This window comes from Ruegeria sp. YKSD179 (genome assembly GCF_059612885.1).
Map to the genome: position 1 here is coordinate 39,034 of NZ_JBXWRL010000002.1, position 15,474 is coordinate 54,507.

Genomic DNA, 15,474 nt, shown 5'->3' on the forward strand with positions numbered 1-15,474 from the left:
TTTTATGTTTTGCAGAAGCCGGTTTTCCGGTTCCCCGGTATCCCGGTCCGGCAGCTTTGCATCGATGGCTGTCATTTAAAAGTCTTCGTTAATCGCGCTCTGGGCCAATTAGTAGCGGAACAATGAGGACTTAGTTGGTCGGAAATTGGTTCACAGTTTGGCACTAATTCAAAAAACAGAGTGTAACTGTTGCGTGACAAATGCGAGGTCTTCATCGTTGGCTAGTGTGCCGTTTTGTTGCTCAAGTGCCTAACTTGGCTGCAAAAATTTGTGATCGCGTTGCTAAAAGGGCAACTTTTCACCTAAATGGAACCGCAGGAAGGTGGAAATGCTCAAAAGGACCGAGCTGTGACTGCAATTGGGAAGACGAATGTGACGCAATTTGACGTCGTTCCAGTTTCGGCGAGACTGGCAGAAAAGCCTGTGTCGTTGCTTCAGTTTGCTAGGTCCGCTGGCCGAAACATGCTGGAAGTTATACCTGCCGAAACTTTGCGCGAAACTTATGTGCGTGGACCTTTGAATATCCACTATTTTTGCGACCCTGAAATGATCACCGAATTGCTGGTCGGGCAGGGACGGTCGTTTCCTAAAGCCAAGTTCACAAAAGACATTATCGGATCAGCGGTTGGTAACGGGCTGATTCTCTCAGAAGGGGAAAAGTGGCGTCAGCAAAGGCGCAGGTATTCTCCGTTGTTCGCTGCCAGAAACCTTCCGGTGCTTTCGCGTCATTTCGCTGAAACTGGGACTGAAGTTGCGGAGTCTCTGGCGGAACATCAAGGTCCCGTGGATATCGCACAAGTGGCGCCAGCATCGACTTTGACAAATATCTCCAGGGTTATCTTCTCGGGGAATAAGGAAGTCAGTTCAGAACAGATTCGCGTCGGGCTAATCAAGTACTTTGAGTATATCTCAGATATTTCATTGTTTGACCTAATGGGTTTGCCAAAGTGGTTACCGCGCAAAAAGTGGATACGAAGCATGGCCCCGGTCTCCACAATGCGCGACCTTGCCCGGCAGGTCATAGAACAACGGCGATCCGAAAACCGGGTTGAACCGCAGGACTTTCTTGATTTCATGATCGAAGCCCTGAAAACGGATTTCGAGGATGAAGAGACGACCGTAGACAATCTTCTGACCTTTGTTGTCGCTGGACATGAAACGTCGGCTAACGCATTGGCTTGGGGTTATTACTTACTTGCATTGAACCCGGAAATGCAGGCCCGAATTCGTCATGAGATTCGGTCGGTTCGCTCAGATGGGCCGATAGAGTTCTCGGACCTCGAGTCGATGCCGCTATTGCGCGCTCATATCAAGGAAACACTTCGCCTCTACCCTTCCGCGGCATTTTTCGCGCGGGACGCATCGGATGATGTCGAAATCAAAGGGGTAGAGATCAAAAAAGGGGACGCTCTGTTTTTTCCGGTTTATTCATTGCACAGAAACGAGAAACTGTGGGAGGCCCCGGAGCAATATCGACCCGAACGTTTCCTTGGCACATCTTTCCCGCGCGGGCAGTACATTCCGTTTGGCGATGGACCTAGGATTTGCATTGGTGCGCAATACGCCGAGACAGAGATCATGGTTTTGATGGCCTCAGTGTTGCGCCGCATAGAATTTTCATTTGCAGATGCGGAAATGCCCGAACCGGTTCTGACGTTTACCATGCGCACCAGTGGTCCTCTGATACTAAACGCTAATAAAGCTCGCGACAGCGATTGAACGCCATCCGAACTTGTTTGACAAGGGTCTAGCTAGGTCTCAGAACACTTGGTACTGGCCGCTATTTGCGGGCCAGATAGGTATTGTCGCCGTACATCTCCTTGAGCACTGTATCGAACAGCCTTCCCTCGACCTCTTGTTTGCGGCTGGTTGAGGAATCTGGATGATGCGTCGACAGTGCAGCCATGCCTTTTCTTAGTCCGCTTTCGCGCTCCTTCACGTTTTCCAGGGCCTTGTTCAAGGCGACAAACGCGCCTGACTTCGAAAACGAGCGCATCGCGACTGGCGAGCTCTTTACTGTTTTGAGATGAACAGAGGCGCAACGGTTGCTGAGAACCGTCCTCAATTTCCTATTGAGGTGCTCCTCGGTTGGAAGCATTTCAGTGTTCTTTCGTCCATGCGTTACTACTAGAAACACGCCAGCACCCCGATAGGAGTAAACTGCTCCGGCAGCTTGTGACGTTTTTTCAATGCACATGCCTATGTCGGAGATCGCATGCCGGAAGGCGCCAAAATCATTCAGGTCAAATCGATATTCGGCATCACGCAGCTTGATTGCGGTAACCCAGGAATCAAAACGGCTGCTCCGTGAGAGTTGTTCGATATAGTTATCAAATTCAACATAACGCAAACACCGCTCTAGACCCTCGATCGAGAGTGGATCCTCGAAGCTGAAACGCTGATTGAAGTCCAATTCTTCACGCAGGTTTTTAATCGAAGCCGAAGAAGACTGGGTCTTTATTCTTTCCATCATCAACAGATGAGCTGCGTTCATTCGGCTGCGCAGTTCAAAGAAATCGAAAGGCTTGGTGATATAGTCGAACGCGCCTTCTAAAAAGGCTTCTTCGATATAAGCCCTGTCATTCATGGCGGTTAGCATTATGACCGGCGTCTCAAGATTGCCAGGAGTGTTTCTGATTTGCCTAAGCAGCTCAATTCCAGTGGTTCCGGGCATTTGGATGTCTACAAGCAAGCAGTCAAAAGGCTTTTCGGCGGCTTCAATTTTTTGAAGCGCTTCTGCGGCCGAAGCAGCAACTGTCACGGTGCAATTTTCAAGTTCAGGAAGCGCCGATTGGAGCAATTCCAAGATACTAGGCTCGTCATCGACGGCCAGAACGTTCAGCGTCGCCTGTTTAAGAGCTCGGAGTTCCAACTTGCTTTGGAACCGATCATTACCGAGGGCAGAATGTCTCATCACTGGTGAACCGTTGTTATAGTTTTAACGGATGCAGCCTAGGAGACGAGTGGGACGAAACAGCGGCAAAAATACAGAAATCCCGTGGGAAAAGGGGTAATTTCTTGACCTTATTTTGGCAGGAGTCGGCACGCAGAGGGCTTGCGGGCTGCGGAAAACAAGTCACAGAACACCCAAAGCGCTAATTTCTGCGAGTTCAGATTTGGCTATGCTTTAGAACGGGTGGTCAATCGGTTCTTCTGAAATATGCCCCAAAAAGGTTTGTGAACAAGCCAAAACCGTTATTATTCTAATGCACTATTGATGTTGAACAAAACGGACTGACTTACGGTTCCATCAATAGAGAATTTAGCGCCGGCAGGAGACGCATTTACGCCCAACCGCCTCGACCAACGCGACCAAACTGATGGAACAATGCCCAGAATACTTGAGGCTCCATTTTCTCTCGCGACGACAGTCATTTGATGAAACAACTCTCGTTGCACTGCAAGCCTTCGAGTTGACGAAACACCATCTGCTACAAAAAATCTTGATGCTTCCCAAATGTTCGATTTTACCGGAGCGTCAAAAAAGAGGATGTCAGTGGGTATGCCTGCCAGCACCCCCCTTTGTGCATCCCGCAGCATGTAACTGTACACCCCGCATTTTGCCGTGGTGGGCAACAGGCGCACGCCAGCAAGGATTTCACCGAACTCATGAAGGACCACCCAGCTGCACGCCGGAGTGTCATACTGGTCGTATTCCATCCCATCCGCTTCGCAAACCTGCCACCTTAGCCGATCAATAAAGATGGACTTTCGCGTCTCGAGGTATCTGGCAAGAAGCGTTCCGTGTTCATGAATGTTGCGAAAATTCATAGTAGTCGCACGAATATCGCCCAGCTCAACCAGTGGCGTTGGCAAGCTACGATTGAATCCAAACAATTTTCGTCGCGCCGGAGCTTTCGGCGCGCCAGTGGTGTCATTGGCAGGGTTTAGGTCCGGAAAAACTTCCTGAACGGGGTACGCCTGCTCATACCTGAGTGGTCGGTCCATATTTTTCTCATAATTTCGCCACACTTATGGCAAGATTCCACTCGGTAAGTCCACAACCTTATGAGGAATATTTTTTAAATGCCAAACAAGTGTGGCTTAATCACCTCCCTGGAACAGAAAGGGTGGCATATTAAGCTTTAACCCTAGTGAAATCTTCGTGTTGCTTGCAGTTTCTGACAGCTTTTCTTATGCGCCAAGCCTTATAAGGCTTTGAAAAGGCAATATCTAAACCAGAAACAGTCCGAATCTTTCGCGTTCAACGCATTTTTGGATTGTTGTGTCGGCAGGTTATTCCTACGATCTTGACGCCGAACTCAGTTCGGGTCCTTCACCGGAAAAATATCGGTTATTTTCTGATAAGTGAAAGCGGTTAGGAACGCGTAGTTAAGCATACGCAAAAAATACGGGTAGTCACAGGGAAGCCTACCTTAGGTCACCGTTTTGCCGCCTTTGTCCGACAGGATTGCCCAACCCTGAGAGTTTTCTCACCGATCAACCGCTGCTCTTAGTCTGCAATGCCCGGCGGTTGGTTAGGTGGCAAAGTTTGGTGAATACTTATGCGTATACTAGCTGTAGACGACGACCCGAGCATTTTGGAATTGCTGAACAGCGTGTTAGCTGCTTTTGGCTACAAAGACGTGGTCACCGCCCGGAGCGGAGACGAAGCGCTTGAAATCCTTTCAAACCCTGATGAAGCTTTTGATTGCTTACTTCTCGACGTTCAGATGCCGCAAATGAACGGCATTGCTCTTTGCGAAGAGGCCCGAAAGCTTCCCGGGTATACGTATACGCCGATCATCATGGTAACCGCCATGGTTCAGAAGCAGTATATTGACGAGGCGTTCGAAGCTGGCGCGACAGACTATGTTACAAAGCCGTTTGAGTTTTCCGATCTGAAAAAGAGACTTTCGGACGCTTACAGAATGGCAGCGGAACGCAGAGCGGCCATCGAAGTGTTTGAAGCGGACGAACACGCAGATTTGGGTTCTGAAGTATACCCTGACGTTCGGCTTAGCGACCCGCAGTACTTTGGAGATTTGCCAGGGTGCATTGGGTTGGCTGAATTTGAGAACTACGTCATTCAGCTTTCGACAATGCACTCGAAAGCGGCAAAGATCGTCGCGGTTAAATTCGTGGACGCAGAGCGAGTTTACAAATCAAGCTCTGTCAGCGAATTTCGCAAGGCCATGGCGTCAGCCGGGGCGGCGCTTCTTTCTGCAACGCAAGAAGGGCGTAAAGTGGCGACATACTGGGGTAACGGCGTATTCCTGGTGATTTATGACAATCAACACGAGTCTAGTGCTGATCGATTGATTTCTTCAAATCCAGAAGTTTCGAAAAAGATAACGGAACGAGCTAAGACCGACCTTTCACTGGACTTCCAGGTGGGTCAAGAGGTTCCGCTGGAAGCTAAGACAAAAATGGAAGCTTTGTATTTGATCGACAAGGCTGTTGAAACGGCGGAAATGTCTGAAGGTCGAGCGGCGAACTTCGCCTAGCGGCAAACATCTATTTTTTAAATCTGAAAATGGAACTGGAAGAAGTACTTCTTCTTGTTCTAATGCGACTCCTCCTTGTCCTGCGAACCGGCAGCCACGGCCATCCTTTTGATGCCTGGGTGTGCAATCGGCAGTTGACGTTTTAGCAGAACATGGATTGGGAGCGACGCAAATGACAAACAAAGATCGTCGCTGACCCTGCAATAAGGATCATCAATGTCCCAAATGCCGCGTCGATGTTGGGGAAAGTTCCGGGAAAGTGCGCTGACTATGACGCCCTGCACACCGGATAGGCGTAATTCATGCCGGCAGCGACTGTTGCAGCTCCGCGCTGATAAGCTTTGACAAGAATGATCTGGGTGCCAAGAGGGCTTCAGTCCGTATCAGACAGGGGCGTTTCTATTGGGCTATTCACATCAAATGCTGCTGTAGCTGGTCTGGCTTCGCCAAAGCATAAAAATTTTAGAACCTACCCAAGCTAAAAAAAAGAAGCCATTGTTACAAAATGGAAAGCCGCGTTCTTAACCCGGTGCAATTGTTCTTGCTGGCAATCGTTGTATCGATAGTAATTTTTTCTGGTATTTTTGTTATCCGAGCTTCGGGTGCTCTGCAGCGGCTTGAATTTACACATTTTGACTGGATGATTGGTACAATGGCGTCTGAGCATCCAAGTAGCGACGCCGTCGTAATCGCAATTGTTGACGAGGATCTGCGTAACTGGGGTTGGCCGCTACCGGATCAAAAGCTTGCTGAGATAATCGAAACCCTTACCGATGCAAAAGTTGCTGCAATTGGGGTCGATATCTACCGGGACAATGCCGTTGTTGATGGAAGAGAACGTTTGAAGGCGGCCTTTAATGATGCCGACGCGGTGTGGGTCACAAAACTGGCTTCGTCGGGCGGATACAGTATCGAGGCTCCGGATTTTGCTCATGAATCCGACAGTGTGGGATTCGCTGACATCCCAGTAGATTACGATAGCGTGGCGCGCAGGGGCCTTGTTTTGGTGGGGCAAGAAAGTGGTTTGTCGCTTGCATTGGGTACCAAGCTTGCACTTTTGGCGTTAGCTCAGAACGAGCTTCAAGCCTGGAGTGATGATCCTAGCGTACTCTTATTCGGCGACACACCTGTTCCAAGGCTGGTCGACGGATTTGGGAGCTATCGAGGGTTAGACGACACCGGTTATCAAATATTATTGGAGTTTGGAAACGAATTACCCATAGCGGAAATGGTAAGAGCAAAAGACTTGCTTAACGGCGATGTCCCAATTGATCAACTCAGGAACCGGGTAGCAATTATTGGCGTTACCAGTGAATCTATAAAAGACGACTTTAGGACTCCGTTGAATAGCTCGGCAGGATCGCTGTTTACATATGGCGTGCAAATCCACGCTGCATTTGTTCAACAATTGTTAAACTATGCGGCCCAGCGTTCTATCCCTTTGAAAAGCCCGAACCGTGTGTCGCAAGCCGTGTTGTTCCTGATTACAGCGATTGGCGGCGCAACGTTGGGTGTCGTATCAAGATCAGCTATCGTCGCGCTTCTTTTGGGTCCAGGGTTTGGCTTGGCAATCTTTGCCGGGACATCCGCAATTATGTCGCGAGACCTTTGGTTGCCTGTAGTGCCGATGTCGCTTGCGTGGCTGCTTGCTTTTCTAATTACGTTTTTGATTGTTGGATGGATTTCGCGCAGTCAGAGACGCGCCATAGCGCAGTTGTTTTCAGATCACCTTTCGCCAGCGTTGGCGGATCAGATATGGAAAGAGCGCGATTACATAATTGCCGGTGGAAGATCACGCCCAATGCGTCTTCAGGTATCCGTGCTTTTTGCAGATCTCGCAGGTTCCACGACAGTCGGTGGTTCAGCCGACCCAGAGAAGTTCATGAACTGGGCAAGTCGAATTCTCAACGAAATGAGCCGCATCGCCCGTGAAAATGGTGGGTTCCTTGAGAAGTTCACAGGAGACGGTGTGTTGGTGGTATTTGGTGCACCAGTGCCCAGAACCACAAAAGATCAGATTACCGATGATGCCGTGGCCGCCTGCCGTACCGCACTTCAAATCGCCGACTCTGTTGAAGATTTTAACAGGCAAACGGGGCTATTGGCTGACTACAACGTAAGGATCGGTTTGAATAGCGGCACTGTATTAAGTGGTACGTTGGGAACTAAGGGTAGCTTTCAATACAACATCATGGGCGATACCGTGAATGTTGCTTCTCGGATTGAAGCTTTTGGAAAAACGCTGAAAGATCGACACAAGAACGCAACTCGAATATGTTTGAGCGAAGATTTAAAGGAGCTAACGGAAGGTCTGGTTGTTTGCGAACCCGTTGGGAAACTACGACACGACGACGAAAAAAGTGAAATTGAAATTTATCAGCTAATTGGAATGGCGAAACGGGGGGTTTCGCGATGATTTCGAAAAGGTCGATAGCGATAAGGTGTTTTTTCCTGAGCGCGCTAAGCGTTTTGTATTTTTTCGCAAGCCTTCCCGAGGCGACAGCCCAGCAGTCGACTAACGACCAGAAATCAAAGACAAAGCCAATCGTTTTCAAGCCCCCGCCCAATGGTGTACCGGCAGATCGAGTCGGTGCAGCAACCCGCGATATAGAACAGCAAGACGGTATCTTGACGTTGCTTGTTCCAAAGGGCGGGGGTCTTACGACACTTCAGCGACCACCTTTGGTTTGGTTTGTTGGTGAAACTTTTGGCGGACAAATGCACGCGCAGATTGCCCGAGTTGGAGTGCCACAAAATGGGGCAATGAAAACAAGTCAAAGCCGCTACCGAAAAGGTTATTATGCGCTGGATCTGGCGCGCTCCGACTTTGTTCTTGAGCCTGGAGCCATCTACGAATGGACCGTCGTGTTGTCCGATCCACAAACCGGTCAAGTAAACTCGCAAGTAACAAGTTATGTTGAACTGACAGATGGACTGACAATTGAATCGCCAGAAGACATAACGGCGTTGGCTGCAGAGGGTTTGTGGTTTGATGCGCTGGCACCCTTTGTCGAAACAGAATTGTCGGGTAGAGTCCGAATTGACGAGAATATGGCTTTTTGGGAATTGATATCATCTGCAGGTTTGTCCCTGCCATAACGCAAAAACCGTTTGCTATGCATGCCGAAAGAGGATCAGAAGATGTCTCAGTGGGCGATTTTTTCAGCATTTTTTCCGCGACTCTTGTTATTTGCTCTGATCTGTTTTTTGGCAGCGTATGACAATGCGGCCGCCGAACCAGAGAAACGTGTGGCTGTTGTAATTGGAAACTCTGCCTATCAGCATGTTTCCAGCTTACCTAATCCATCCAACGACGCCGAGGACATTTCGAGATCTCTGGAGCGCATCGGGTTCCAAGTTACCAGGGGTCAGGACTTGGATTATAACGGAATGCGTATCGCATTGCGCGACTTTGCCGAGGTTGCAGCCAATGCCGATGTTGCACTTGTGTATTTCGCAGGGCATGGGATCGAAATTGAAAACACGAACTACCTGATACCCGTAAGCGCGACTCTGAAAAGCGACCGAGATGTCGAATTCGAAGCTATTCGTTTGGATGCAATCGTCGGATCGATTTCCGACACCGCAGGACTAAAAATTGTGCTTGTCGACGCCTGCCGCAACAACCCGTTTGTGGCACAGATGGCAAGGGCATCCTCCACTCGCTCCATTGGTCGCGGATTGGCGGCAGTGGAGCCGGGCGGTGTAATCGTCGGCTATGCCGCTCGGGGCGGTACGTTGGCTCAGGACGGCGATGGCCGGAATAGTCCGTACGCAAAAGCTATTTTGGAACACATCGAGCAACCCGGATTAGAGCTTGGCAAGATGTTTCGACGTGTCAGAGATCGTGTTTTCGAGCTGACTGATGGTTTTCAGGAACCTTTCATCTATGGTTCTCTTCCTGGTGAGGACATTTATCTGGTTCCCAAAAGTGAACCGGTCGCGATGCAGTTGCCGAGTAATCAAGTCTCTAACGCTCCGATCAGCGAGGCAGCTCCGACGAAGACAGAAGACGTGATCGCCGCCGCCATGAAAACGAACACGATGCGCGGTTGGGACCTTATCCGCCAAAAATACCGATCCGTCCCGGTCTCGGAACCAGAAGTGTTGAAACGTATGACCGAGATCACTCCTGACTGGGCGAAAGAGAGAGGGCTGTTGCTTGCGCTTGAAGACACGCTAATACCGGGGCGCGAACGGAAAAAACAGTTGCAAGACAATCTCAATGATGCCGGGTTTGACGTTGGAGCCTCTGATGGTGCGCTGGGCCCTAAGTCGCGATCAGGGATAAAGGAACTTCAGGCGGCTCATGGCCTTGAGCAAACCGGATATGCCGACCCTGCGGTTCTTACAATTTTGGGTATGGGAACATTTCAACAGGGTGAGGATAGCTTTATTAGTAACCCATTCGCAGTGCGTCAGAACGCCGAAGATTTGGATTTGCTCGGCGAGTCCGAAGAAATCACGCGAATTTTAAAGTGCTTAGGTCTGCGCCAAAGTATTTACGGCAAGTTTCGCGGCAATCTATATGTCGTAATGGTGTATTCGGGCAACCTATTTGGCGCGCGCAACGAAGCGCAAAAGTGTGGCGTAGACCTTGCATCAATAACATCTGCCGAGGAGAACGCATTTATTGTGCGAATGATGGCCAACGATCCTTCGTTTTTTTCAGTAGGCTACGACAGTAAAACGAATGTCAGCTATAAGGCGGGGCCGTATTTCGGTTTCCGAAAGGATCCTAAAGAAGACAATGCCGTAATTGGTTGGAGATGGTACAGTGGTGAACCAGTGAAATACACGAACTGGTTGCCCTCAAAGCCTAACAGAACGCATGGCAATGGTAACAAGGCTTATGCGCAATTCCAGTACGAAGCACGCGGACGGCGTGACCTCAGTAACGTGGTGCCGACAAAATGGTTTGACGGATCAGGTGGTTACGTGCGTTCGGTTGTGCTGAAAGGCAGCCTGCAATGATGAACTGCATTATTAAAGGTTCTGCAATTTAGGTCGACTTCGGAGCATTGCAGAGTATTAATCGCCAAGTTTGAAATCGTTCATAGACCTAACGCGCTTTTTCGCAAAGAACCCAATTTGTGTTATCCTGAACAAGAGACAATTTGGGTTTCCCCGGGGGTAAATTGGTTTTCGGTTCGTTCTGGCTTTTGCGTAGACTGATTTTAACTTTGGCTTTCTTTGCGGCGTGGTTTGCGTGTTCAGTAATTGCCGCAGCTGGAACCGAGCGAGTCGCGCTGGTCATCGGAAACGCCAAATATGATCATGTCGCAAATCTGCCGAATGCAGGTAATGACGCCGCAGACCTTGCCGATGCTCTTGCAAGGATTGGTTTCAAAGTTTGGGAAAGCCAGAATCTGGATTATCGGGGAATGCGCCTTGCGCTACGGGACTTTAGTAGAGACGCAAGAGATGCGGAAATGGCCGTTATTTATTTCGCCGGCCACGGAATAGAAATCGACAATAACAACTTCCTCATCCCTGTAAATTCTGAGCTTCGAAGCGATCAGGATGTCGAATTCGAAGCGATCAGATTGGACGCTGTCATCAGTTCTATTTCGACCGCCAAGGGGCTTAAACTTGTTTTGATTGACGCCTGTAGGAACAATCCATTCCTCATTTCAATGCAAAGAGAGGCAGGAACAAGGTCCATTGAGCGGGGACTGGGCCAAATTGATCCAAGTGGTGTTTTGGTAAGCTATGCGGCGAAAGGGGGAACTTTGGCGCTGGACGGCGAGGGACGTAACAGCCCTTATGCTACAGCATTGCTGAGACACATCGAGGAACCCGGATTGGAACTTGGCAAGATGTTTCGCAAGGTGCGGGACACTGTTTATCAACTGACGGATGGATATCAGGAACCATTCACTTACGGCTCTCTGCCCAGCGAAGACATTTTTCTTGTTCCGACCGCCGCAGAAGTGCGGCCTGACCAAAGCGTATCTGAGAGCCTCTCCAGTCAGATTTATTCGGACTTCGAGTTGGCGCGATCGGTTGCCACACTGGAAGCTATTGATGCATTTCTGAAGCGTTATGAAAATCAAAATGAGCATTTTGCAGTAGCGCTTGCCCTTTCTATGAGGGATGACCTATTTGCAAAAGTTCAGCCCAAGACGTTTTCAGACGATGACGGAAATTCGCAAGAAATAGCTTTGGTGCCACCACCGACGGAGAAAGACAATGCCGAGCAAACTCGTAGCCTAATTCGTGATATTCAGACCGAGCTGAACCGCGTTGGATGCAGCGCTGGCGCAGCAGATGGCGTGGCGGGGCCTCGCACCAGATCGGCATTTTCGAGGTATCGCAGTGCGAGAAAGAATCTTGGGCTACGTGCCGATGGCTGGGAAACGCAGGAAACACTCTCAGCTCTCAGAAAGGAAAACGGGCGCGTTTGTGCGGAGGTTCCCACAGCGGTACCGAGGACCTTTAACGGAGATTATGTAATTTCGATTAGGCGTCGATGGGACGACGATTATTGGCAAACGACAAACCGCCCAGACTCGGCCTATTACCCCGGTAAAGTTGAACCGCTGGCCTCGATGAGGATTAATCGGAATGGAAACAGGTTGACTTTGGTTTCGGCTCAGGCGTTCACCGGAGGAGGGCCCTGGTTTAAGGACTTTAAAGGTTCATTTGACGATGACGGCCAATTGAACCTGCGTTTCACCCTCAGTTCGCATTTTGGCCCACCTGTGACGCCTTACAAAGTTCGAATTGATGTCAAACTACCCCAAGGCTTGGAGCCGGGTCGAAGGTTGGTCTACGAACCCCGCCGAATTGACGGTCAGTTCTTTCTGAATTTTTTAATCCGCCGAGCGAACTGACGCCTCTAAATATGTTCGCTGGCCGTTAGTTGCTGAGCGCTTGCCTGAGCGACCTTCAGGGTACGTAACTCTCGGGTTTTGGAGATTGGATGGCTTCCAAGTATTCAGTCAACGCTACAAGCTTGGCAGGAACTGACGTAACCAAACCGTTCCCAGTATCAAACTCTATAGTTGGACCTTCATTTAACTCAGTGATAACAGGCATATCATCGCGCGGGTTGGTGGATTTCAAATAGCCATCCAAAATTGACATTACCTCAAGCATTGGCCAAACACCGTTTCTGCGATCGGCTATTTTTTTCAAATCCAAGGGTTGGGTTTCTAGATCGGCGGCGTCAGGACCATTTCCGCCGGCATCGAGACCGTGGCATCTGGCACAGAAATCTATGTACAGGGTTTTGCCTTGAGTAGAATCTGTTTCTGCAAAAGACTGGGAGGCGATCAAGCACACGTATAGAACAACCGCGTTGCCAAATAATCTTAAAACGTCAGCCATTTGTGAAAAAATCTGACAGGTTCTTTTCATGTTTTGCACCAATCATTAGGCCGCTGCAGAATTGGTGATCTGCTTCGCGTTAACATCGCCAGCACAGAAGAGCCTGAATTGATATCCTGCTGATTGTGTCTTGGACCTTTAACAAAAGCCATTCTGTCATCCCGAAAAGTCTTTGGCTGCCGACTGTCAACAGCTCGATTTAAGCGATTTTACCACTTAACATTCACTTATTGGGGCTTTTATTCGCAAGTCGCCTTGATGTGGATCACATAACTCTCGCGCGACGCTAAAAACGGGTTCAGAGTGTTTTTTTCATCCAGGCTGTGATCATCTCCTTTGTCTGCAAATTTTCGCTATTCAGGTGGCTTTACCTTTTCAAGGGATTTATTGAATTAATAGTTGGGCGGACAAATCAGGTATTCCGCACAAGGCATAGTTAAGGGGGCTCCAATGCGCATTTTATTTACCGGCGGATCGGGCAAAGCAGGGCGGCATGCTGTCGCCTATCTCGCTGCTCAGGGCCACCGTGTCGTAAACGTCGATAAAGTGCCCCTGAACCACCCGGGAGTCAGCGACCGTTTGGCCGACATCACCGACGCGGGCCAAGTGTACGACATTATGGGCGCCTATGCGGGATACGATGAGTTGGAAGCCGGTACAGGTGTTCCGTCGTACGATGCTGTCGTGCATTTCGCGGCGGTGCCCCGTCTACTGATGACGTCGGACAATGAATGCTATCGAGTAAACACGTTGAGTACTTACAATATGATAGATGCGGCGGTAAAATTTGGTGTCCGTAAGATCGTATTTGCCTCGTCGGAAACCACCTATGGCGTTTGTTTTGCTGACGGCGAACGCAAACCGGAATACTTGCCAGTCGACGAAGAACATCCGGTTGTTCCCGAAGACAGTTATGCAATGTCAAAGGTCGTTAACGAAGTAACAGCACGAAGTTTTCAGTGCCGTTCCGGATTTGATATATATGGGCTGCGGATAAACAACGTAATCGAGCCACACGAATACGAACGCGACTTTCCACATTATATTGCTAACCCAGAAGTGCGACGCAGGAACATTTTTGCCTATATCGACGCCCGCGACCTTGGTCACATGGTTGAGTGTTGCTTAAAGACTGATGGTCTGGGTTATCAAATATTCAATGTATCAAACGACGATCATTCAGTCGATGTTCCGACCAGTGACTTGATCGAATCCTTTTATAAAGATGTTCCGGTAAAACCGATGGGGTCTTCTGAGACTTTTTACTCAAATAAGAAGGCCAAGGATTTAGTCGGATTTGAACCAAAATACAGTTGGCGTCAGATATTGGGAAAATAGGTATTTCCGACCATCAATATTTTCGATTGTAATCGATTGGGCACAGACAGTTTTCTCAATGTGGCGTCCTTGTTCTCAACTCGCCATTTGGGGGCCTTTTGAAGGGCCAACGCAGGTTCATGAGAACTCCCTTGAAAAGTTTCCAATTTGCCGTGTGTTAATGCATAGTTCGAACTTATTAGCGGTTGAGGGTTCTTTCACCGCTCCAGGTTGAAGCAAATATTGCGAGGTTGATCGATGCTGATAGTGCTTGGCCTCTATTTCGGTCTTATCTGGTTGCTATTTGCAAAACTGAAGCTCCTACCGTGGAATGGTTTTTGGAAGTCCGTAGCCTACGGAGGTGCCGCAGTGATTGCGCTCGTTGTTGTTGGTGCCTTGAATCACACAACGCCAACGGGACCAGTTTCGGTGCAAGGCATCGAGACAAATATTGCTCCAAATGTTTCGGGCACAGTCATTGAAGTTGCAGTCGAAGCCAATCAATCTGTCAGCGAGGGTGATCTTCTATTCAAAATTGATCCTGAAATTTTTGCCGCCGAAGTGTCGCGACTTGAGGCATCACTTGAAACTGCAAAGTCTTCGGCGGACAAGTTGATAACAGATCTTGCTGCGGCAGAAGCGGAAATCGATTCACTCAATGTGCAGCTTCTATTCGGAGAGCAAAGGCGTGATGACATAATAGAATTAGAGGAAAGAGGCGCTTCGACGACCTTTCAACTTCAAGAAGCCGTTGCCACCATTGACCAGCTTTCCGCCGGCATTCGTGCTGCGGAAGCTCGTAAAGCGGGACTGGAACGCCGGATTTCCGCAACGATCGACGGACGGGACGCTGAAGTCGTTGAAGCGGAAAAGGCGCTGGAGCAGGCCAAATGGAACCTTGAACAGACAGAAGTCCGTGCGCCTGGCGACGGTCTTGTCAGCGCGGTTACTTTGCGCCCCGGAAATCGCGCGACGACGCTTCAGGCAGCTATAACATTTATTGACCCGGCTGACTTTGCCCTTGTCGCTTCGCTACCACAGTCAAGCTTGGGCAATGTTGATGTCGGCGATGAAATCCGTCTTGCGCTGCGTACTCAGCCGGGGACTGAATTGGTCGGCACGATTACAGCAATGCCAGTTGGTTTCTCAGAGGGGACGATCGACTTGCGGACTGGCCTGCCGTCGATCCGGGAACTTGCCGGAATTTCCAGCTATCCTGTGTTGGTTGAATTGCCCGATAACGTTACGCTGAAAGCATTGCCTTTTGGAACGTCTGGTACGGCACTTGTGATGACTGAAAAGGCCGGTGCAATTGGTATTCTTGCCGAGATACTCTTCTGGGTCACAAAGAAACTGAATTACTTGTGATACCTCAGTC

11 protein-coding genes are annotated in these 15,474 nt (G+C 49.4%); 8 read left to right on the top strand and 3 right to left on the bottom strand.

Annotated features, from left to right (window positions below):
* Positions 1 to 372 precede the first annotated feature (372 nt).
* Entirely contained in the window at positions 373 to 1,719 is a 1,347-nt protein-coding gene (locus AC2FNE_RS00465) for a cytochrome P450 (RefSeq protein WP_367648108.1), read from the top strand.
* 61 nt (positions 1,720 to 1,780) lie between these two features.
* Here AC2FNE_RS00465 and AC2FNE_RS00470 read toward each other — a convergent pair whose 3' ends face one another.
* Both AC2FNE_RS00470 and AC2FNE_RS00475 read right to left on the bottom strand, forming a co-directional pair.
* Positions 1,781 to 2,914: a response regulator gene (locus tag AC2FNE_RS00470; protein ID WP_170604146.1), complete on the bottom strand. Its 1,134-nt coding sequence runs from the start codon at positions 2,912 to 2,914 to the stop codon at positions 1,781 to 1,783.
* Between the two features lie 284 nt (positions 2,915 to 3,198).
* Complete coding sequence (locus tag AC2FNE_RS00475) at positions 3,199 to 3,948, bottom strand: acyl-homoserine-lactone synthase (protein WP_254442452.1); 750 nt, start codon at positions 3,946 to 3,948, stop codon at positions 3,199 to 3,201.
* 557 nt (positions 3,949 to 4,505) lie between these two features.
* Here AC2FNE_RS00475 and AC2FNE_RS00480 point away from each other — a divergent pair.
* The 5 genes from AC2FNE_RS00480 (at position 4,506) to AC2FNE_RS00500 (ending at position 12,283) form a co-directional block, all read left to right on the top strand.
* Entirely contained in the window at positions 4,506 to 5,447 is a 942-nt protein-coding gene (locus AC2FNE_RS00480) for a response regulator (RefSeq protein ID WP_170476373.1), read from the top strand.
* Positions 5,448 to 5,952: 505 nt separating this feature from the next.
* Positions 5,953 to 7,863 (top strand): CHASE2 domain-containing protein, encoded by a 1,911-nt coding sequence (locus AC2FNE_RS00485; protein WP_170604144.1) that lies wholly within the window; start codon positions 5,953 to 5,955, stop codon positions 7,861 to 7,863.
* Positions 7,860 to 8,546: a DUF928 domain-containing protein gene (locus tag AC2FNE_RS00490; RefSeq protein WP_170604142.1), complete on the top strand. Its 687-nt coding sequence runs from the start codon at positions 7,860 to 7,862 to the stop codon at positions 8,544 to 8,546. The genes AC2FNE_RS00485 and AC2FNE_RS00490 overlap by 4 nt, the downstream gene beginning before the upstream one ends.
* Positions 8,547 to 8,588: 42 nt before the next feature.
* The gene (locus AC2FNE_RS00495) at positions 8,589 to 10,421 is read left to right on the top strand and encodes a caspase family protein (protein WP_496804566.1); all 1,833 of its coding nucleotides are present in this window, start codon (positions 8,589 to 8,591) and stop codon (positions 10,419 to 10,421) included.
* A gap of 188 nt (positions 10,422 to 10,609) precedes the next feature.
* Positions 10,610 to 12,283: a caspase family protein gene (locus AC2FNE_RS00500; protein WP_496804567.1), complete on the top strand. Its 1,674-nt coding sequence runs from the start codon at positions 10,610 to 10,612 to the stop codon at positions 12,281 to 12,283.
* 55 nt (positions 12,284 to 12,338) lie between these two features.
* On the opposite strand, the gene AC2FNE_RS00505 is transcribed toward AC2FNE_RS00500, so the two are convergent.
* On the bottom strand, positions 12,339 to 12,809 hold the full coding sequence (locus AC2FNE_RS00505) for a c-type cytochrome (protein WP_254442467.1): 471 nt from the start codon (positions 12,807 to 12,809) through the stop codon (positions 12,339 to 12,341).
* 420 nt (positions 12,810 to 13,229) lie between these two features.
* Between AC2FNE_RS00505 and AC2FNE_RS00510 the strand changes: the two genes are divergently transcribed.
* Positions 13,230 to 14,117: an NAD-dependent epimerase/dehydratase family protein gene (locus AC2FNE_RS00510; protein WP_170476361.1), complete on the top strand. Its 888-nt coding sequence runs from the start codon at positions 13,230 to 13,232 to the stop codon at positions 14,115 to 14,117.
* Positions 14,118 to 14,354: 237 nt separating this feature from the next.
* Positions 14,355 to 15,464 (top strand): HlyD family secretion protein, encoded by a 1,110-nt coding sequence (locus tag AC2FNE_RS00515; RefSeq protein WP_170604131.1) that lies wholly within the window; start codon positions 14,355 to 14,357, stop codon positions 15,462 to 15,464.
* Positions 15,465 to 15,474 lie beyond the last annotated feature (10 nt).

Coding starts and splice junctions, on each gene's coding strand:
- AC2FNE_RS00470 (WP_170604146.1), bottom strand. CDS start 2,914: ATGAGACATTCTGCCCTCGGTAATGATCGGTTCCAAAGCAAGTTGGAA.
- AC2FNE_RS00475 (WP_254442452.1), bottom strand. CDS start 3,948: ATGGACCGACCACTCAGGTATGAGCAGGCGTACCCCGTTCAGGAAGTT.
- AC2FNE_RS00480 (WP_170476373.1), top strand. CDS start 4,506: ATGCGTATACTAGCTGTAGACGACGACCCGAGCATTTTGGAATTGCTG.
- AC2FNE_RS00485 (WP_170604144.1), top strand. CDS start 5,953: ATGGAAAGCCGCGTTCTTAACCCGGTGCAATTGTTCTTGCTGGCAATC.
- AC2FNE_RS00490 (WP_170604142.1), top strand. CDS start 7,860: ATGATTTCGAAAAGGTCGATAGCGATAAGGTGTTTTTTCCTGAGCGCG.
- AC2FNE_RS00495 (WP_496804566.1), top strand. CDS start 8,589: ATGTCTCAGTGGGCGATTTTTTCAGCATTTTTTCCGCGACTCTTGTTA.
- AC2FNE_RS00505 (WP_254442467.1), bottom strand. CDS start 12,809: ATGAAAAGAACCTGTCAGATTTTTTCACAAATGGCTGACGTTTTAAGA.
- AC2FNE_RS00510 (WP_170476361.1), top strand. CDS start 13,230: ATGCGCATTTTATTTACCGGCGGATCGGGCAAAGCAGGGCGGCATGCT.
- AC2FNE_RS00515 (WP_170604131.1), top strand. CDS start 14,355: ATGCTGATAGTGCTTGGCCTCTATTTCGGTCTTATCTGGTTGCTATTT.